Genomic DNA, 18,373 nt, shown 5'->3' with positions numbered 1-18,373 from the left:
GCTCTAGGTCCCCGGGCCGCCATGCGTTAGCATCCCTCTCCGATAGAACGCTTCGGCCGTACGGCCGTGCCAACAATAAGATTTGCTTCTTTTCTTGCTAGGGGACTTGGTGATGATCAAGAAATACCTTTCGCGACTGCTGGTCGGTGTCACCGCCCTGGTCGCGGTCTCGGCAGCCCAGGCTGGCGCCATCGAAGACGCGGTCAAGCGCGGCACCCTGAAAGTGGGCATGGACCCAACCTACATGCCGTTCCAGATGACCAACAAGCGTGGCGAGATCATCGGCTTCGAAGTCGATATCCTCAAGGCCATGGCCAAGTCCATGGGCGTCAAGCTGGAGACGGTCTCCACCGCCTATGATGGCATCATCCCAGCCCTGCTGACCGACAAGTTCGACATGATCGGCAGCGGCATGACCCTGACCCAGGAACGCAACCTGCGCCTGAACTTCAGCGAACCCTTCATCGTGGTCGGTCAGACCCTGCTGATCCGCAAGGAGCTGGCAGGCGAGATCAAGACCTACAAAGACCTGAACAACGAGAAGTACCGCATCACCTCCAAGCTCGGCACCACCGGCGAGATGGTTTCCAAGAAGCTGATCGGCAAAGCCAAGTACCACGGCTATGACAACGAGCAGGAAGCGGTAATGGACGTGGTCAACGGCAAGGCCGATGCCTTCGTCTACGATGCCCCGTACAACGTGGTGGCGGTGGAAAAGGCCGGCGCTGGCAAGCTGCTGTTCCTCGAAGAACCCTTCACCTACGAGCCACTGGCGTTCGGCCTGAAGAAGGGCGACTACGACAGCATCAACTTCATCAACAACTTCCTGCACCAGATCAAGCATGACGGGACCTACGATCGTATCCACGACAAGTGGTTCAAGAACAAGGACTGGCTGAAGGAAATGGAATAAGGCCCAGGCCACAAGCCCAGCCTTTGACCCCAACGCGCAGGCAAACCCTGCGCGTTCGCATTTACGGAAGTACCCCACGTGATCAAACACAAAAAAGCCCAGTGGCCCTGGCACGCGCTGACCGCGCTGGTGTTGGTGGGCCTGGCAGTCAGCCTGTACCTGGCCACCTCGATGATGTCTTACGAGTGGCGCTGGAACCGCGTCCCGCAATATTTTGCTTACCAGGCCGAAGAAGCCCAGCGCGCGGCCGGCTATGGCACCGTGCAGGACATCGTCGTTTCCGGTGACACTGCCCGCGTAACGCTGAAGGAAGAAGGGGGCGCCGAGCAGGTGCTCGACGTCGACAGCAACAGCCTGCTGCTGAGCCGTGGCGATGATGTGGCTGAGGGCGACCAGATCGGCGTGACCCGCCATTGGGCGGCAGGCCCGTTGGCGTGGGGCCTGTGGACCACGTTGTGGCTGTCGGTGGTGTCCGGTGCCCTGGGCCTGGTGATCGGCCTGTTCGCGGGCCTGTGCCGGCTGTCGAACAACCCGACCCTGCGTGACCTGTCGACCGTTTACGTCGAACTGGTGCGCGGCACACCGCTGCTGGTACAGATTTTCATCTTCTACTTCTTCATCGGCACTGTGCTCAACCTGTCCCGCGAGTTCGCCGGGGTGGCTGCGCTGGCGCTGTTCACCGGCGCCTATGTCGCCGAGATTGTGCGTGCCGGCGTGCAGTCGATTGCCCGCGGCCAGAACGAGGCGGCCCGTTCGCTGGGTTTGAACGCCAGCCAGTCGATGCGCCATGTGATCCTGCCCCAGGCCTTCAAGCGTGTGCTGCCGCCCTTGGCCGGCCAGTTCATCAGCCTGGTCAAGGACACCTCGCTGGTGTCGGTAATTGCCATTACCGAACTGACCAAGAGCGGCCGCGAGGCCATCACCACCTCGTTCTCGACGTTCGAGATCTGGTTCTGCGTGGCAGGCTTGTACCTGCTGATCAACCTGCCGCTGTCGCATTTGGCCAGCCGGCTCGAGCGGAGGCTTGCGCAAAGTGATTGAAGTCCGTGATCTGGTAAAAGTCTTCGACACCCGCGGCCACGTCGTGCGTGCGGTGGACAACGTCACCACGCGCGTGGCCAAGGCCGAAGTGGTGGTGGTGCTTGGCCCGTCGGGGTCGGGCAAGTCGACCTTCCTGCGCTGCCTCAACGGCCTGGAGCATTTCGACGAAGGCGTTGTCGCCATCGACGGCTTGCAACTGGCCGACCCGAAGACCGACATCAACGCCTACCGCCGCGAAGTCGGCATGGTGTTCCAGCATTTCAACCTGTTCCCGCACATGACCGTGCTGGAAAACCTGTGCCTGGCGCAAAAAGTCGTGCGCAAGCGCGGCAAGGCCGAGCGCGAGGCCAAGGCCCGTGCGCTGCTGGAGAAAGTGGGTATTTCGCAGAAAGCCAACGAGTACCCGTCGCGCCTCTCTGGCGGCCAGCAGCAGCGGGTGGCGATTGCCCGGGCCCTGGCGATGGAGCCGAAGGTGATGCTGTTCGACGAGCCGACCTCGGCGCTCGACCCGGAAATGGTCGGCGAGGTGCTGGACGTGATGAAGACCCTGGCCCAGGAAGGCATGACCATGGTCTGCGTCACCCACGAAATGGGCTTTGCCCGTGAAGTGGCGGACCGGGTGCTGTTCTTCGATCACGGCAAATTGCTGGAAGATGCCTCGCCGGCGCAGTTCTTCGATGCACCGAAGGACCCGCGCGCGCAGGCGTTTCTGCGTCAGGTACTGTAACGACAGCCCTGTAGGAGCAGCCTTGTGCTGCGAAGAGGCCGGTAAGCGCTGCGAAGATTATGGGTGGTTTACCGGCCTCTTCGCAGCACAAGGCTGCTCCTACAGGGAGGCGCATGAACACAAGCAGTTTTAAAGGCTGAACCGCCCCACCATCCCCCGCAACTGCCGCCCCAACTGCTCCAGCTCCCCGCTTGACGCCGCCGTCTGTTCGCTGGCCGCGCTGGTCTGGTCCGACACATCGCGCACATTCAGCACACTGCGGTTGATTTGCTCGGCCACCACGCTTTGCTCTTCACTGGCCGTGGCAATCTGCTGGTTCATGCCCTGGATACTCGACACCGTGTCGGTGATCTGCCCCAGCGCATGCCCGGCCTTGCGGCTCAGCTCCACGCTCTGCTCGGTCAGGCTCTTGCTGCTGTCCAGTAAACGGTTCACTTCGTCAGTACCGCTGTGCAGGCTGTCGATCAGCTGCCCGATCTCCTCGGTTGCCGTCGAGGTACGCTGGGCCAAACCCCGCACCTCATCGGCCACCACGGCAAAGCCACGCCCGGCTTCACCGGCCCGTGCGGCTTCGATCGCCGCGTTCAAGGCAAGCAGGTTGGTCTGTTCGGACACCGACTTGATCACATCGAGGATGCTGCCAATGCGTTGGCTCTCGCCCGCCAGGTGCTGCATGGCCGCCAGGCAATGGTCCATCTGCCCGGCCAGTTGCTCGATGCGGCCGATGGCTTCGGCCACCACCTGGTCGCCCATCTGCGCCTGCTGGTCGGCGTTGGTCGCGGCCATGGAGGCCTGCTCGGCATTTTGCGCGACTTCCTGCACCGTCGCGCTCATCTGGTTCATGGCGGTGGCGACCTGGTCGGTTTCTTCGCGTTGCTGGCTGATGCGCAGCTTGGTGTCTTCGCTGCTGGCCGCCAGCTGTGAGGCCGCCTGCGACAGGTGGCCGACGCCCTGGTCGATGCCGCCGATCAGCTCGCGCAGGCTCAAGGTCATGTCGCGCATGCTGGACTGCAACTGGCCCATCTCGTCGCGGCGCAGTACCGGCTCGACTTGGCTCAGGTCGCCCTTGGCGATACGGGCGGCCAAGGTCAGCGTCTGGCGCAGCGGTTGGGTGATCTGCAAGGTGATCAGCCAGGCGGCGAGCACGCCGACCAGCAGCGCCAGTACGGCCACGCTGGTCAGCAACGAGCGGGCGGCCAGGGCCTCGCTGTCGCGTTGTTCGACTTTGCGCTCGCCCAGCTCCACGCTGACGGCGCTGAGTTCATCGCCCATCTTTTCCATATTGCCTTGCAACTGCTCGACCCGTATGGCGACGCTGCGGTACTGGTCCAGGCTGGCGCGGTAGTTGGCCAGTTCGGTGCCGGGTTGTTCGGTCAATGTGCGCGACAGGCCCAAGGGCGCAAGGTCCTTGAGCAACTGCCCCAGGCTGCTGTCGGCGGCATTCAAGGCAGCGTCACCGACCTTGGCGAAGTCCTCGACGGGCGAGAAGGTATAGGCCGGCACCAGGCTCTGCTGGTTGGCAACGTCGACGTGACGGCTAAGGGTGTCCATCAGGCCCAATAGGCCGCTTTGCCGGTTATCGTCGGGCATCTTCAGCAAGGCTTGGGTCTGCAGCTCATCAATGACGTCGTTGAGCTTCTGTTCTTGTGCCTGCATCGCGTCGCGCCGCGCTTGGCGCTGGCCGACCAGGCGTTGCAGTTCAGCGAAGTCGTCGCGCACACGCTGCAGCAACTGCAGTTTCTGGGTGAGCATCTGGCGTGAGTCATCGACATTGCTGCGCTGCTGCAGGGTAGCCAACATGCCTTCCAGCTGATCGAGGATGCGCACGATACGCGACCTGCTGGCGTCATCACTGAGCACGCGGTAGGTGATGCGCTCTGCGCGGAGGTCTTTGACCAGGTCGTTGATCAGGCCGATTTCGCTGAGTTGTTCCGAACGGCTGATGGCGCCATCCAGCGCGCGCCAACCGCTGAGGGTGGTGGCCAGGGTAAGCAGCAAGACCACGGCGAAGCCGAGGGCGAGCTTAGCGCCGACACCGATGTTGCCGAGCCTGCGGTTAAGGTAACCGAGCATGGTGAGTCTCCGTCCATTTGAGAGAGGTCGTGCGGGCACAATGCCGGCATGACACTCCTGCCCATCGGCAGCGGAGGTGTAGGACTTGACCTGAAAATCAGGTAGGAAATTTCGCTGTAACTGGTAGGAAGGCTCTGCCTGTGGCGGCCTCTTCGCGGGTGAACCCGCTCCCACAGGCTTTGCGCTGGCTTTGAGGGTAGCGCTGTACCTGTGGGAGCGGGTTTACCCGCGAAGAGGCCGGCACACGCGCCGAAAATCGCTGATCAGAGCCGGAACCGTCCGACCAACCCCTGGAGGTGCGTACCCAACCGCGCCAACTCGACACTGGAACTGGCCGTCTCTTCACTGGCCGCCGACGTCTGGTCAGAGATGTCCCGCACATTCATCACGCTGCGGTTGATCTCCTCGGCCACGGCCGTCTGTTCCTCTGCCGCTGTGGCTATTTGCTGGTTCATCGCCTGGATCGACGATACCGTCCGGGTGATGGTCTCCAGCGAGCCGCCCGCGCGGCGGGTCAGTTCGACGCTGCTGTCGGTCAGCTGGCGGCTGTTGTCCATCACGCTGGCCACGCGCTGGGTGCCGCTTTGCAGGCCGGCGATCAACTCTTCGATTTCTTCGGTCGACTGTTGCGTGCGCTGGGCCAGGCTGCGCACTTCGTCCGCCACCACGGCGAAGCCCCGCCCGGCTTCACCTGCGCGTGCCGCTTCGATTGCCGCGTTAAGGGCCAGCAGGTTGGTCTGCTGGGCCACCGACTTGATCACATCAAGGACGCTGCCGATCTTGTCGCTCTCGGCCTTGAGCTGGTTCATCGCTTCGCTGGAGTTGGCCACTTCGCAGGCCAGGCGTTCGATCTGCGCCACCGCTTCACCCACCACCCGGTCGCCCTCGCGGGCCTGCTGGTCGGCCATCAGAGCCGCTTCCGAGGCCTGCTCGGCGCTACGCGCCACCTCGTGCACGGTGGCGGTCATCTGGTTCATGGCCGTCGCCACCTGGTCGGTCTCGACCTTCTGGTTGTTGACCCCGGCGCTGGTCTGCTCGGTGACCGCCGACAGCTCTTCGGCAGCGCTGGCGATTTGCGTGACGCCGTCGCCGATGCCGCCGATCAGTTCGCGCAAGCCTTGGGTCATGCGCTGCATGCTGGCCTGCAGTTGGCCCAGCTCGTCGCGGCGCTGCACCTGCAGGTCATGGCTTAGGTCGCCATTGGCCACGCGCTCGGCAGCGCTGAGGGTCTGGCGCAGCGGGATGATGATCTGCCGGGTAATCGCCCAGGCCGCCAGCAGGCCCAGGACTAAGGCCAAGGCGGTGGCGGCGGCGAGTAAGGTTTTGGCCTGGGTGGCGCCAGCGTCGCGCACTGCGGTTTGCGACGTGGTCATCGCCTGGCTGGCTTGCAGCAACACCGTGCCTTGGTCAGCCATGTGTTGCAGCGCTTGCTCGCTGGCCGTCTGCGCGTTGCTGAACTGGTTGACCGCATCACGGTAGCCGGCCATGGCGGTGGCGGCATCGTCAAGGCTGGCGGCATGCTCTGCCGGCACCTTGGCGGGCAGTGCCTTGAGTTCGGCCAGGGCTGCGTCGATGGCCTTCAGTGCGGTCTGTTGGAACTTGGCGTTGCCGCTGTAGGTGTAACCGCGGACCTGGAAGCGCGCCTGTTGCAGCAGCGCACTTACCTCGACCGCATACTGGTATTGCGCGATGTCGCCCCCTTTCAGCAGGCCCCGCTGCACGCGGGCGACCAGCTCGACGGCCTTGTCGGCACTGTCGCCGAGCACACTACGGCTGGCCTCGCGGCGCTGGCCGGCCTGCTTCAGGTCGTTGAACGCTTGCTGGTAAATGCGCACCGCCTCGCGTTGTTGTTCGAGGCGCTGACGGTCGGCGGGGTGGTCGATCTGGCCCAGCATCAACGTCACTTGGCGATCGAGGTTGGCCAGGGCCTTTTCCAGCTCGGCGACGGCGGCGTCATCGCGGTTGCGCTGGTAATGCTGGCGGGCGATGCGCAGTTCCTGGGTGTACTGCTGGATCACCGAAATATTGCCCAGCTTGTCACCGCGGTCGATGACGCTGTCCAGGCCGTGCCAGCCGGTCAGGGTAATGGCCAGGGTCAGGAGCAATACCAGGCCAAAGCCTAGCCCTAGCTTGCGATTGACGCTTACATTCCCCAGCGAGTGGGCTAACCATCGGTACATGTTCGACTCTCCGGTAACTTGGCAGCACGGATAATTATTGTGTTGCCAAGGCATCGGCCCGGGAGAGAGAAACTTGATGGGGGAAAAGACTGACTGATGCGTCAGAAAATGCGCGACAGCAGCGCGGTCACGGCAGTCTCTACGCGCAGGATGCGCTCGCCCAGTTGCACCGGTGCCAGGCCAGCCTTGCCCAGCAGCTCGACCTCGTAGGGGATCCAGCCGCCCTCGGGGCCAATGGCCAGGGTGACCGTTTGTTCGACGGCGCGCGGGCAGGCGGGGTAGGGGCCCGGGTGGCCCACCAGGCCCAGCGTGCCTTCGGCAATGGCGGGCAGGCGGTCTTCGACGAAGGGCTTGAAGCGCTTCTCGATGATCACCTCGGGCAGCACGGTGTCGCGTGCCTGCTCCAGGCCCAGGATGAGGTTTTCACGAATGCTGTCGGGGTTGAGGAACGGCGTTTGCCAGAAGCTCTTCTCGACCTTGTAGCTGTTCACCAGAATCAGGCGCGGTACACCCAGCGTGGCAATGGTCTGGAACAGCCGGCGCAGCATTTTTGGCCGCGGCACGGCCAGCACCAGGGTCAGCGGTAGCTTGGCGGGCGGTGGCTGGTCGAAGCCGACGTGCAGTTCTGCCTCATGGCCTTCCAGGCGCACCACGGTGGCGCGGCCCATCAAGCCGTTGACCTGGCCGACGCGCAGGCTATCGCCCACCGCGACCTTGTGGATCTCCTGCATGTGGGTGAAACGCCGGTCGGCCAGCACCACGCGGTCGGCCGCGATGAAATCGGCTTCTTCAAGTAGCAGCAGGTTCACGGTTGCGTCGCTGGCGGCTGGTCGTTGTGATCGTTGGCCGCTTCATCGTGCGCGCCGCGCTTGCGGATCAGGCTGCCACACAGCACGCCGACCTCAAACAACAGCCACATGGGCACGGCCAGCAGGGTCTGCGAGAAGATGTCTGGCGGGGTCAGGACCATGCCGACCACGAAGCAGCCGATGATCACGTAGGGGCGAACCTTCTTCAGGTACTTCACGTCGACCACGCCGATCCACACCAGCAGCACCACGGCGACCGGGATCTCGAAGGCGACGCCAAAGGCGAAGAACAGGGTCATGACGAAGTCGAGGTAGCTGGCGATGTCGGTCATCATCGACACACCCTCGGGCGTGGCGCTGGCGAAGAAGCCGAAAATCAGCGGGAACACCAGGAAATAGGCGAAGGCCATGCCGGCGTAGAACAGGAAGATGCTCGACACCAGCAGGGGTATGGCAATGCGTTTTTCGTGGCGATACAGGCCAGGTGCGATAAAGCCCCAGATCTGCTGAAGGATGAACGGGATCGCCAGGAACAGCGAAACGATCATGGTCAGCTTGAACGGCGTGAGGAACGGCGATGCCACGTCGGTGGCGATCATCGTTGCATTGGCCGGCAGGTGGTCGCGCAGCGGCGCGGACACCAGGGTGTAGATCTGCTGGGCGAAGGAGAACAACCCGGCAAATATCAGGAAGATGACGGCGACACAGCGCAACAGGCGGGTGCGCAGTTCAGTCAGGTGCGAGACCAGCGGCATGGGCTGGTCGTGTTCCGGATTTTCGCTCATGGGGCTCGCGGCGGTTGTGGCGGTTCAGAGGGGGCGGCCGGCGCTGTCGGGGCGGCCGGCGTAGCGTCTGGCGTGGCTTCGAGCCCAGCGGGCGGCTGCACCGTGGCCGTGGTGACAGGGGGCTGCACCGGCGGCGTCTGGGGGTTGAGGATGCGCCGGGCTTGCTCTTCCATTTGCAGGATGTGCTCGTTGTGCAGCTGGCGACGGATATCGTCGGCACCGATCTCGCGCTCGACTTCCATCTTGATGCTGTTGAAGCTGCGCTTGAGGCGGCCGATCCACAGCCCTGCCGTGCGGGCGGCGCCCGGCAGGCGCTCGGGGCCGAGCACCAGCAAGGCGACAAGGCCTACCAGCAGCAACTCACTGAAACTGATGCCGAACATGGGTCAGTCTTTCCGCTGCGGCTCTTGGACCGGTTGGGCCTGGCCTTCAATGGTGTGGCCCTGGGGCTGTTGTGCAGTGTTCTGCACCGGTGGCACGGGCTGGGCAGGCGGCGGGGTCTGCTCGGCCGGCTTGTTTTCTTCGTCGTTCATGGCCTTGCGGAAGCCTTTGATCGACTCGCCGAGGTCGCTGCCGAAGTTTTTCAGCTTCTTGGTGCCGAACACCAAAACGACGACGACCAGCAGGACAATCCAATGTTTCCAGTCAAAGATACCCATGTTGCTCTCCTAGAATTCTATACAGTCAGGCGGAAGGTTGACGCGCAGCCTTCTCGTCATGCCCGGAAAGCCCGAAACGGCGCTCCAGTTCATCGAGCACGGCCTGTGGGTGTTGCCCCAACGCGCTGAGCATGACCAAGCTATGAAACCACAGGTCGGCGGTTTCATAGATGACATCGCTGTAATCCTTGCTGACAGCGGCGTCCTTGGCGGCGATGATCGTTTCGATGGACTCTTCGCCGAGCTTTTCGAGGATCTTGTTCAAGCCCTTGTGATGCAGGCTTGCCACGTAGGAGCTGTCGGGTGCCGCGTGCTTGCGTTGTTCCAGCACGTCGGCCAGGCGGTTGAGGGTGTCGCTCATGTCAGTGTCCTGCGCTATAAATGGCGTCCGGGTCCTTCAGGACCGGGTCGACGGTTTTCCACTGGCCGTCTTCGAAGACGCGGTAGAAGCAGCTTTCGCGGCCGGTATGGCAGGCGATATGGCCCAGTTGCTCGACCATCAGGATGATCACGTCGGCATCACAGTCCAGGCGCATTTCGTGCAGTTTTTGCACATGGCCAGATTCCTCGCCCTTGCGCCACAGCTTGCCACGCGAGCGCGACCAGTAGATGGCGCGTTGCTCGGCGGCGGTCAGGGCCAGGGACTCGCGGTTCATCCAGGCCATCATCAGCACGCGTCCGGTCTTGTGGTCCTGGGCAATGGCCGGTACCAGGCCGTCGCTGTTCCACTTGATCTCGTCCAGCCAGTCTTTCATCGTCCACTCCAAAACGGGCCCGCTCCTGTGCCGGGCCCTTTGCGCTAGTGTGCCAGCCAGCGGGCCGGCTGGCTATTGGCGCACGATCAGGTAAAGGCCGGCGGCCAGCATCAGCCAGGCTGGCCAAGCGGCCGGGGCGGCCAGGCTGGCGGCCTCGGCGGCGCCTGCGGCCAGCACCGCGCCCCCCCCGAGCAAACCTGCGCCCAGCAGGCGCAGCGCCCAGCGGTCACCTTGGCGGCGGCGCTCGGGCAACTGCGGGTCGTGCAGGTGCGGTTGCGACAGGCGCTCAAGCAGGTCGCGGGTCATGCCGGCCAGGTGCGGCAGCTGCTCGGCCTGGCTGTACAGGTTGCCGACCATGGCCTTGGGGCTGTAGCGCTCGCGCATCCAGCGTTCCAGGAACGGCTTGGCGGTGCTCCACAGGTCCAGGTCCGGGTAGAGCTGACGGCCCAGGCCTTCGATGTTGAGCAAGGTCTTCTGCAACAGCACCAGCTGAGGCTGGACTTCCATGTTGAAGCGCCGGGCGGTCTGGAACAGGCGCATCAGCACCTGGCCGAAGGAAATATCTTTCAACGGTTTTTCGAAGATCGGCTCGCACACCGTACGGATCGCCGCCTCGAATTCGTTGACCTTGGTGTGCGCCGGCACCCAACCCGAATCGATGTGCAGTTGCGCAACGCGGCGGTAGTCACGCTTGAAGAAGGCAAACAGGTTGCGCGCCAGGTAGTCCTGGTCTTCCGACGTGAGGCTGCCGACGATGCCGCAGTCGATGGCGATGTACTGCGGGCTCCACGGCTTGACCGTGCTGACGAAGATGTTGCCGGGGTGCATGTCGGCATGGAAGAAGCTGTCGCGGAACACCTGGGTGAAGAACACCTCCACACCCCGTTCGGCCAGCAGCTTCATGTCGGTGCGCTGGTCGGCCAGGGTCGCCATGTCGGTGACCGGCACGCCGTAGATACGCTCCATCACCAGCACCTTGGGCCGGCACAGGTCCCAGTACACCTGGGGCACGTACATCAGCTCGGAGGCTTCGAAGTTGCGCCGCAGCTGGCTGGCGTTGGCCGCCTCGCGAAGCAGGTCGAGTTCGTCGTAGATGGTCTTTTCGTAATCGTTGACCACCTCCACCGGGTGCAGGCGGCGGGCGTCGGCAGACACCCGCTCGGCGCCCTTGGCGATCAGGAACAACCAGGCCAGGTCTTGAGCGATGACCGGCTTGAGGCCCGGGCGGACCACCTTGACCACGACTTCTTCGCCGCTTTTCAGGCGGGCGGCGTGTACCTGGGCCACCGAGGCCGAGGCCAGTGGCTCGACGTCGAAGCGGCTGAACAGCTCGCCGACCTTGGCGCCGAGCTGTTCTTCGATCAATGCAACGGCCTGTTTCGGGTCGAACGGCGGCACGCGGTCTTGCAGCCCCATCAATTCGTCGGCGATGTCGGTGGGCAGCAGGTCGCGGCGCGTGGACAACAGCTGGCCGAACTTGATGAAAATCGGCCCCAGGTCCTGCAGCGCCAGGCGCAGACGCGCACCGCGGCTGAGCGCGGAGGGCTTGCGCGGCAGCCAGCGCCAAGGCATCAGCAGGCGCAGGCTCATCAGCCACCAGGGCAGGGGCAGGTCGAACAACAGGTCATCGAGACGGTAGCGGATCACCACACGCTGGATGCGAAAGAGACGGCGGACGGCGAGCAGCTTCATGCGTTATCGCTGGTATCAAGGGATCGGGAGAGGCGCTGCAGGCGCGCCTCGAGGCGTTCTATATCGACCTTCAGGGTATCGAGCTCGCTGAAGGCGGCTTCGGCTTCGCGTTTGCCGACCAGGGTGCGCGACTCTTCGGCCAGGTACTCGGAGAGGTTCTGGCTGAAGCGCGTCAGGCCCTGGCGGGTCCAGCGCGCGCGCAGGCGGAGGTGGCCGGCCAGCAACGCTGTGGCCACCGGGCCGAGCCAGCGCTGCAGCTCGTGCTCCCAGTCCAGTTCAAGGTCTTGCAGCACGCCGAACAGGTCGAGCAACACAGCGCTATCGCCATGCAGCTCGACCTGCGGGCTGTGCAGCACGGCGGTCTTGTCCTTGGCCAGGGCCAGTTGCGCCAGGCTGCCGGCAGGGGCGCGCAGGCTACAGTCGACCTCGCCCTCCCAGTGCGCGGCCAGCATCAGGCCGTCTTCATCGGGCAGGATGAACACCTGCAGGGCCGGCTGACGGCAATCGATCTCGATGACCTTGCCTTCGAGCGCGGCCAGCCGCGGCAGCGCCGTGCTGTCCATGCGCAGGACGCGGTTCAGGCCATGTTCGACGCTGGCGAGCAGCCCGGCCAGCAGCATCAGGGCTTGATTCCCCGGTGCACGGCGACGATACCGCTGGTCATGTTGTGGTAGGTGACGCGGTCGAAGCCGGCGTCGACCATCATGGCCTTGAGGGTTTCCTGGTCGGGGTGCATGCGGATCGATTCGGCCAGGTAGCGGTAGCTTTCCGAGTCGTTGGTGATCAGCTTGCCGGCCAGTGGCATGAAGGCGAACGAGTAGGCGTCATAGGCCTTGGACATCAGCTTGTTGGTCGGCTTGGAGAATTCCAGGATCAACAGGCGGCCGCCGGGCTTGAGCACGCGCAGCATCGAGCGAATGGCTTCGTCTTTGTGGGTGACGTTGCGCAGGCCGAAGGCGATGGTCACGCAGTCGAAGTGGTTGTCCGGGAACGGCAGCTTCTCGGCGTCGGCCTGGACGAACTCGATGTTGCCGGCCACGCCACGGTCGAGCAGGCGGTCACGGCCGACCTTGAGCATCGAATCGTTGATGTCGGCGAGCACTACTTGCCCGGTCGGGCCTACAAGGCGCGAGAACTTGGCGGCCAGGTCACCGGTACCGCCGGCGATGTCCAGCACGCGGTTGCCGCTGCGCACGCCCGACAGCTCGATGGTGAAGCGCTTCCACAGGCGGTGCATGCCGCCGGAAAGCACGTCGTTCATCAGGTCGTACTTGGCGGCCACGGAGTGGAACACCTCGGCGACTTTCTTCGCCTTTTGGCTCTCCGGGACGTCCTGGTAGCCAAAATGGGTGGTGGGTTCGGCGTGTTCGCCTTTGCGCTGGTCGTTCATATCGCTTCACCGGAAAAAATTACCGCCATTCTAGGGCGAATGGGCGGATTTGTCTTGGCGGGGTGTGCCAGGGGGCAGGGGCGGGCATAATGCTGATTATGTCTTCATACCCAGGATCACCCGCATGACCCAGATCAGCGTCGAACGCAAACATTCCCTCGGCCGCGAGGCTGCCCGCGCCAAGGCCGAGGCGCTGGTAGAAAAGCTCAGCCGCGAATATGACCTCAAGGCCACCTGGAACGGCGACCGCGTCGACGTCGCGCGCAGCGGCGCCAACGGCAGCGTGCAGATTGGCGAAGACACCATCCGCGTCGAGCTTAAGCTCGGCATGATGCTGTCGATCATGGGCGCTAGCATCAAGAGCGAGATCGAGCGGGCGCTGGACAAAGCCCTGGCCTGACACCAGGGCTGTGCTGTTGACCGGCCCGTCAGTGGGCCGGAAAGGGGATGATGCCCTCTATCTGGTCCAGGCGCAGGTCGCCGCGGTAGATGTCGATCCGTTCAGCCGCTGTATGGGCGTGCTCAAGCCTGACCTCGCGCGCCTTTTCGGCCCTGCTGGCACGCGCGGGGCGCGGCTCCCAGTGCTTCAGGTGGCCTTTGACGAAGGTGCGGGGCGCCGCGTCGGCGCTGCGGTAGTGGAAGTGAGCCTCCCACAGCACCGCATTGGGCACCTGCACGTCCTTGATCTGGTAGACGTCCAGGTAGTCGTTGGCAGTGCGCAGCGGCTTACGCGATGTGCTCAGGGCGATCTCTATCCGCTGTTGCTGATACAGGTAACGTAACGCACTGCTGTCCGGGTGGCGGGTGTTGAGGTAGGCGTCGGTGAGCAGTCGGCGTTTTTCGGTGTTCAGCGAGGCGATGGCATCGCGCAGTTGACTCGCCAGGCCTTCGGACGCCCTGTCATCGGCAGCGCTTACGTGCTGCTCGACCTTGCGCATGTCCTCGATCTGCCAATCCATGAGGTCGGCCAGGCTGTTCGGCTCGTTCGCGTAGCGCGCTGCCAGCGCGACCCGGTCATTCACGTGCGCCAGCAGGTGTTGCGCGCGACTGCGCAGCTGTGCGGTGTCTTGCGCGGCGGGGCGCTCCTCGCCTGGGACTTCGAACCATTGGCCATTGCGCCGCTCATAGGCGCCCCCAGGTTGCTCGGTGGCCGGGTTGCGCTGAACGGCATGATCGCCTTCCTGGTCACGTTCGACCAGCACCGCGCGTCCTCGGGAGGTTCGGATCAGGGTGCGTTTGCCGGCCCTGACGCGGTGGGTCAGCTGTCGCGCAGGGGACGATGAGCCCTGCTCGGCATTCATCAAGGCGGTGCTCAAGTCGGTTTCTGCCAGGCGTTCCAGGCCCGTCATCGCCTCGATGTAGGCCTGCAGCATCGTGGTGTCCACGGCGGGTGCGGTGAACGATTGCATGTACCTGGCCCTGCCGATGACGGCCCGGTAAACGCGCAGGGCGTTGCCCAGCACCTCCGCTTGTTGGTCGGCAGGCAGGTTGGCAGAGGCAACGCCATCGTGGCTCCACAGCGCTGCTGACAGGTCCGTGTCGCTCAGGCTGTTTTGCAAGGGCAGCAAGTCAATGGCCGCTTCGGCAGTGAGCAGGGTCTTGTCCAGTGTCAGGTAAGCCAGGTCGCTGACAATCTGTGCGCGGACGATCAACGACGAGTAAGGGCGCAGCTTGATGGCGCGTTCGATCTTGGCTTTCTTGTCTGGGTAGGCGATTCGGGCATCGCTGAGCACGTCGGAAAGCGTTTTATCCAGTCGCTCGCTGACCACGAGCAGGCGGCGGCTGACCTTCAGTGCGTCTCGGGTCGATTCGCGAAATACGGCGTGTCGGCCCCTCTGCTCGTCACTGTCTGGCACCCCACGCAAGCCCACTGATTGCTCCTGCAAGTGTTCGTGGTCGACCAGTTCGAGCAGGCGCCGCACCAGCAGCATGTCATTGTCGATGGCGGCTTCTGTCCAGTTGCTGAGCCGGCGTGCAGTGGCGCCCGAAAGGTCGTACTTCAGGTAGCGAGGCTCGAGCATCTGCCGGTAGAGGTCGGCGTTGGCATGCAGCAAGCTGGCCTGCTTTTCGAGGTACAGCGACCCCGCGGCGATCTGCGGTAGGTGCTGCCTGCGCATTTCCAGCACTGCCTGGCGCTGCACCCGGAGCGCCGGCGGAAGTGCCTTGACGTCGGGGTTGGGCAACGCTTTGAACGCCAGGCTGAACGCAGCCGCCTCGTCGTCAAAGGCTTCAAGCTCGATGCGGTTGCGCTCCATGAAGGGCTCGAGCTGGGTCAGTTTGTCCTGGTTGGCTTGACCGGTCGTTTGCAGTGCATCGTAGTGCTGGCGATTCTGCGCGGTGACGGCTTCGCGGGTTCTTGGCATGCCGCCGGCCAAGTGCAAGTCCAGGACCCATTCGTCATTCCAGCGCCGCAGCCAAGGGCCTTTACTGCGTTCGCGTCCGACGATGTAATAGCCGTCGGGCGCGCCGCCCCAACGTGTGTGCCATTCGCCTTGGCTGGTGTCCGGGCCGATGATCTGGATTCCGCCCCAGGTTTCCTGCACCTCGTAGGCCACGTCCTGCAGGTTCACGTAGAGCCGCTCTTGCACCTTGTACAGCCCGCGCAGGCGGCCTTGTGTTTCAGCCGCATGGCCTTGCAGGGAAACGCCTGCGCGCAGTTCGCCCAGGCGCTGGCGGGCGTGGGAGGGCAAATTGCCCACCCGCTGGCTGTTGTGCCAACGGCTCACACTGACGTGGCCGGGGCGTTGCGCCTGGTGGGGCTCGACCCAGTCCGCTGTCTTGGGTGCCTCAACGGTTACCGGCGTGGAGGGTGCTCTGCGGGCGGGGCCCTCCAGGGCCATGGCGTCCACCGCTGCCGAGCTGACCCCCGCATGCGTTGGGGCTGTGGGGCCCTGCATCAACAACAGGGCCAGGTTGGTCAGCACATCTGCCGCTGCCAAGGCCTTTTCCTCTGCGCTGCCATCGGACAGGGCGGGCAGGTCATCCTTGAGCGTTGCCACGGCGGCGACCAGCCAGGCCAGCATGGCCGCAGGGCCACGCAGCAGGGGCGTGACCGTGTTGAACAGAACCCAGCCGCCCTGCACGATCAAGGCCCAGCGCTGTTGCGCATTCGAGCGGCTCTGCCGGGAGGCCAGCAGTAGCATTGTCCGAATGCGTGCGTTGTAGAGGTGGTTGTCCAAATCGTCCAGCCAAGGTGTGTGAACGGCTGTAACAGGGACCCTGAGGCGTTCCACTAGCGTGTCTACCAACGCCGACTGCGTGCCAATCAAGTGCGCCAGGACCGACAGGCGGCTATGCAGGTGCGGACGTTCGAATCCGCCGTGCTGGTAGATGCCCCTGGCGTCGTCATCCATCCAGGCCAGCAGCTGTTGCTGCAACGCCTGATCAGCCCGTATCTGCGCCATCAAACTGTCCAGGCTGGCAAACTCCGCCACGGCGTCATCCGCGAACAGGGGGCGATACAGGACCCAGCGCTGGTTGGCCTTTACCTTGATCAGGAACATGCCATGCACCGTGTTGCCTTCAGAGGCACCCGGTGCAGGCAGAAACGCCAGCGGTGAAATGCTGAGCGCATCAGGTGACGCGTGATTGGCACGGCAGAAATCGACGATTGCCTGGCAGGCCTGTGCGCTGAGCTTGGTTTCGATCCTGGCCCTGAGCGCGGCGAACTGCAGGGTGCTGCGCCATTCCGTGGCATGGCGCTGGAGGCGGCTGGCCTTGAGCGTGGCGTCTTGCAGTTGGTGGGCAACATAAGCGGGGTAACGCCCGCCGACATCCACGGTCGAGATCAAGCGGTTGACGTAATCCAGGTTCAGCCAGCTGCCCAGAGGCCGTGCGTGGGTGTCGAGCAGGCCGGACGCCACTTCGTCGCTGCCCGTGTGCAGGCGTGCAATGGCCAGTTCCGTCAGGGTCATGCTTTTCAGGTAATTCAATTGCGCGGGGCCGGACGACGACAGCGGTACCACCACCGAGATCTGCACGAGCAGCTGGTCGGGGTCCTGTGGTGTTTCGGCTGGGAAGTCCGCGTGCATCTGTTCGCGCAGCCGGCGAGCGGCATAGCGGCCCAGGGGTTCTATCGCATCGAGGGACGTCCTGCCCTGGGCGTGGGCCTGGCTGGCGGCGAGCTCCAGCAGGGCTTCGGCGTACAGCAGGTGGCCGGTGCTGTCTGCTTGGTTCAGCCAGGTGGGCAGGCTTAGCAGTGGCTGCTCGGTACTTGGCAGGGGCAGGTCGAGGAAATGGGACGAAGGGTCGCTCAACGTGCTGAAGGCCTCCTCAAGCGCGGGGACGCTGGTGAGCGTGGACAACCGCAGGCGGCCGACCCTGTCGAGGATGCCATTGAGTAGTTCAGTGGACTGGAAAGCGAACGGGTCTGTGTTCAGCGGTTGCTGTGCCCAGCGCAGCGTGTCGAATTGATACTGCTGCGCCAGTGCGTCGCGAAGGGCCTCGGCGAAGGCCGCAAGGTCAACGTAGCTGCGCACCGTGCCTGAAGGTTTGCACCACAGCACCATCCCAGCCTCGGCGATGATCAACAGGTCCGGTAAGGCCTGGGGTGGATGCTCATCGAGGGTGACCTGCAGCCGGTTGATCGCCAGGGCGCTGGCAGTGCCGTTGACCACGCCATACAGCACGGCTTTCACCGGTTCGGACAAGCCCTGCCGTTCCACGCCTAGCAGCAGGGCGGCCTTCAAGGTCTGCGCCAACCTGTGCACATGGGATAGGCCCGATGTGGCGTCGCTTGCAGCCCAGAAACCAATCTGCGCTTGCTGAAAGGCTTCGGTCAGGGCCGCTAACAGTTCATCGAAGTCGCGGTTGAGGTTGGCCATGTTCAGGCTGACTTCGGGCTGGGCGTTTGGGCCGACACCTGCTGCCTGCGGCAGAAAGGGCAGGGGCGGCGCAATGCTGAGCACGTCTGTGCGCGTGAGGGCCATGCCTTTGCCCGTCAAAAAATGGTCGAGCAGGGTGTTTACCAGGGAGACCTGTGCCGGTTGCTTGCCTGCGCTGTGGATGAGCGTGAAGGGCTCGAGGGACTGCAACTGCGGGTGGTTGCGGGTGATCCAGGGGTAGCGGTTGGCCAGGATCGTCAAGCCGGCCTTGGCAACCACCTCGCGCAGCGTGGGGCGTTGGGCGAATTGGCTGGCTACCCGTTGCTTGAACGTGGTGGGTTGCAGGGGCGGGGACGCAGGCATGAGGTGTGAGCTCCGGTGGCGGGAATGCTCGCACGCTAGCGCCGATGCCTGCGGCGGCGGCGGTACATGTTTGGCCCCCTTATGCCGCGTGAGCTTAGGGTGAGGTTTCTAATTTTCTTCCCTACCTTATGCTCAAGCCCAACCTCCATGGGCAGTTCCTCTC

The 18,373-nt window shown here is 63.9% G+C and carries 16 protein-coding genes and 2 pseudogenes; 4 read left to right on the top strand and 14 right to left on the bottom strand.

Going from position 1 to position 18,373, the window contains the following annotated elements; all coding sequences use genetic code 11:
- The first annotated feature begins 115 nt into the window (after positions 1–115).
- The 3 genes from HU764_RS23915 (at position 116) to HU764_RS23905 (ending at position 2,681) form a co-directional block, all read left to right on the top strand.
- Positions 116–913, top strand: coding sequence for a transporter substrate-binding domain-containing protein (locus tag HU764_RS23915; protein ID WP_099455914.1), 798 nt, complete (start codon positions 116–118; stop codon positions 911–913).
- 78 nt (positions 914–991) lie between these two features.
- Positions 992–1,954, top strand: coding sequence for an amino acid ABC transporter permease (locus tag HU764_RS23910; RefSeq protein WP_027592406.1), 963 nt, complete (start codon positions 992–994; stop codon positions 1,952–1,954).
- Positions 1,947–2,681, top strand: a complete 735-nt coding sequence (locus HU764_RS23905) for an amino acid ABC transporter ATP-binding protein (protein WP_027592407.1) — start codon at positions 1,947–1,949, stop codon at positions 2,679–2,681. Before HU764_RS23910 ends, HU764_RS23905 begins: the two co-directional genes overlap by 8 nt.
- Positions 2,682–2,810: 129 nt before the next feature.
- On the opposite strand, the gene HU764_RS28230 is transcribed toward HU764_RS23905, so the two are convergent.
- From HU764_RS28230 to ubiE, 13 genes and pseudogenes are all read right to left on the bottom strand, one after another.
- Positions 2,811–3,515 carry a methyl-accepting chemotaxis protein gene (locus HU764_RS28230; protein ID WP_412765962.1) on the bottom strand — a complete coding sequence of 235 codons (705 nt, stop codon included), beginning with the start codon at positions 3,513–3,515 and terminating at the stop codon, positions 2,811–2,813.
- A 198-nt stretch (positions 3,516–3,713) separates the two neighbouring features.
- A pseudogene (locus tag HU764_RS28225) lies at positions 3,714–4,754 on the bottom strand (methyl-accepting chemotaxis protein); the annotation flags it as partial.
- Positions 4,755–5,017: 263 nt separating this feature from the next.
- Positions 5,018–5,731, bottom strand: coding sequence for a methyl-accepting chemotaxis protein (locus HU764_RS28220; protein ID WP_412765961.1), 714 nt, complete (start codon positions 5,729–5,731; stop codon positions 5,018–5,020).
- 141 nt (positions 5,732–5,872) lie between these two features.
- Positions 5,873–6,934: pseudogene (locus HU764_RS28215) on the bottom strand (methyl-accepting chemotaxis protein); the annotation flags it as partial.
- 101 nt (positions 6,935–7,035) lie between these two features.
- Positions 7,036–7,743, bottom strand: coding sequence for a 16S rRNA (uracil(1498)-N(3))-methyltransferase (locus HU764_RS23890; protein WP_027592410.1), 708 nt, complete (start codon positions 7,741–7,743; stop codon positions 7,036–7,038).
- The gene (gene tatC / locus HU764_RS23885) at positions 7,740–8,528 is read right to left on the bottom strand and encodes a twin-arginine translocase subunit TatC (protein WP_027592411.1); all 789 of its coding nucleotides are present in this window, start codon (positions 8,526–8,528) and stop codon (positions 7,740–7,742) included. The genes HU764_RS23890 and tatC overlap by 4 nt, the downstream gene beginning before the upstream one ends.
- A complete protein-coding gene (gene tatB, locus HU764_RS23880; protein WP_027592412.1) occupies positions 8,525–8,911 on the bottom strand; it encodes a Sec-independent protein translocase protein TatB in 387 nt (128 codons plus the stop codon). Before tatB ends, tatC begins: the two co-directional genes overlap by 4 nt.
- A 3-nt stretch (positions 8,912–8,914) precedes the next feature.
- Entirely contained in the window at positions 8,915–9,187 is a 273-nt protein-coding gene (locus tag HU764_RS23875; RefSeq protein WP_033693915.1) for a twin-arginine translocase TatA/TatE family subunit, read from the bottom strand.
- A 25-nt stretch (positions 9,188–9,212) separates the two neighbouring features.
- Positions 9,213–9,548, bottom strand: coding sequence for a phosphoribosyl-ATP diphosphatase (locus HU764_RS23870; protein ID WP_027592413.1), 336 nt, complete (start codon positions 9,546–9,548; stop codon positions 9,213–9,215).
- 1 nt (position 9,549) lies between these two features.
- The gene (gene hisI, locus HU764_RS23865) at positions 9,550–9,942 is read right to left on the bottom strand and encodes a phosphoribosyl-AMP cyclohydrolase (RefSeq protein WP_027592414.1); all 393 of its coding nucleotides are present in this window, start codon (positions 9,940–9,942) and stop codon (positions 9,550–9,552) included.
- 72 nt (positions 9,943–10,014) lie between these two features.
- Positions 10,015–11,634, bottom strand: a complete 1,620-nt coding sequence (gene ubiB / locus HU764_RS23860) for a ubiquinone biosynthesis regulatory protein kinase UbiB (protein ID WP_186677229.1) — start codon at positions 11,632–11,634, stop codon at positions 10,015–10,017.
- Positions 11,631–12,254, bottom strand: a complete 624-nt coding sequence (locus HU764_RS23855) for a ubiquinone biosynthesis accessory factor UbiJ (protein WP_099430645.1) — start codon at positions 12,252–12,254, stop codon at positions 11,631–11,633. The genes ubiB and HU764_RS23855 overlap by 4 nt, the downstream gene beginning before the upstream one ends.
- On the bottom strand, positions 12,254–13,024 hold the full coding sequence (gene ubiE / locus HU764_RS23850; protein ID WP_012312396.1) for a bifunctional demethylmenaquinone methyltransferase/2-methoxy-6-polyprenyl-1,4-benzoquinol methylase UbiE: 771 nt from the start codon (positions 13,022–13,024) through the stop codon (positions 12,254–12,256). Before ubiE ends, HU764_RS23855 begins: the two co-directional genes overlap by 1 nt.
- 124 nt (positions 13,025–13,148) lie before the next feature.
- Between ubiE and HU764_RS23845 the strand changes: the two genes are divergently transcribed.
- Entirely contained in the window at positions 13,149–13,424 is a 276-nt protein-coding gene (locus HU764_RS23845; RefSeq protein ID WP_027592417.1) for a polyhydroxyalkanoic acid system family protein, read from the top strand.
- 28 nt (positions 13,425–13,452) lie between these two features.
- Here HU764_RS23845 and HU764_RS23840 read toward each other — a convergent pair whose 3' ends face one another.
- Positions 13,453–18,210 (bottom strand): dermonecrotic toxin domain-containing protein, encoded by a 4,758-nt coding sequence (locus HU764_RS23840; RefSeq protein ID WP_186702429.1) that lies wholly within the window; start codon positions 18,208–18,210, stop codon positions 13,453–13,455.
- Between the last annotated feature and the right edge of the window lie 163 nt (positions 18,211–18,373).

The organism is Pseudomonas kermanshahensis, assembly GCF_014269205.2.
GTDB classification, from domain to species: domain Bacteria; phylum Pseudomonadota; class Gammaproteobacteria; order Pseudomonadales; family Pseudomonadaceae; genus Aquipseudomonas; species Aquipseudomonas kermanshahensis.
This window is presented reverse-complemented; position numbering and strand designations above follow the sequence as displayed.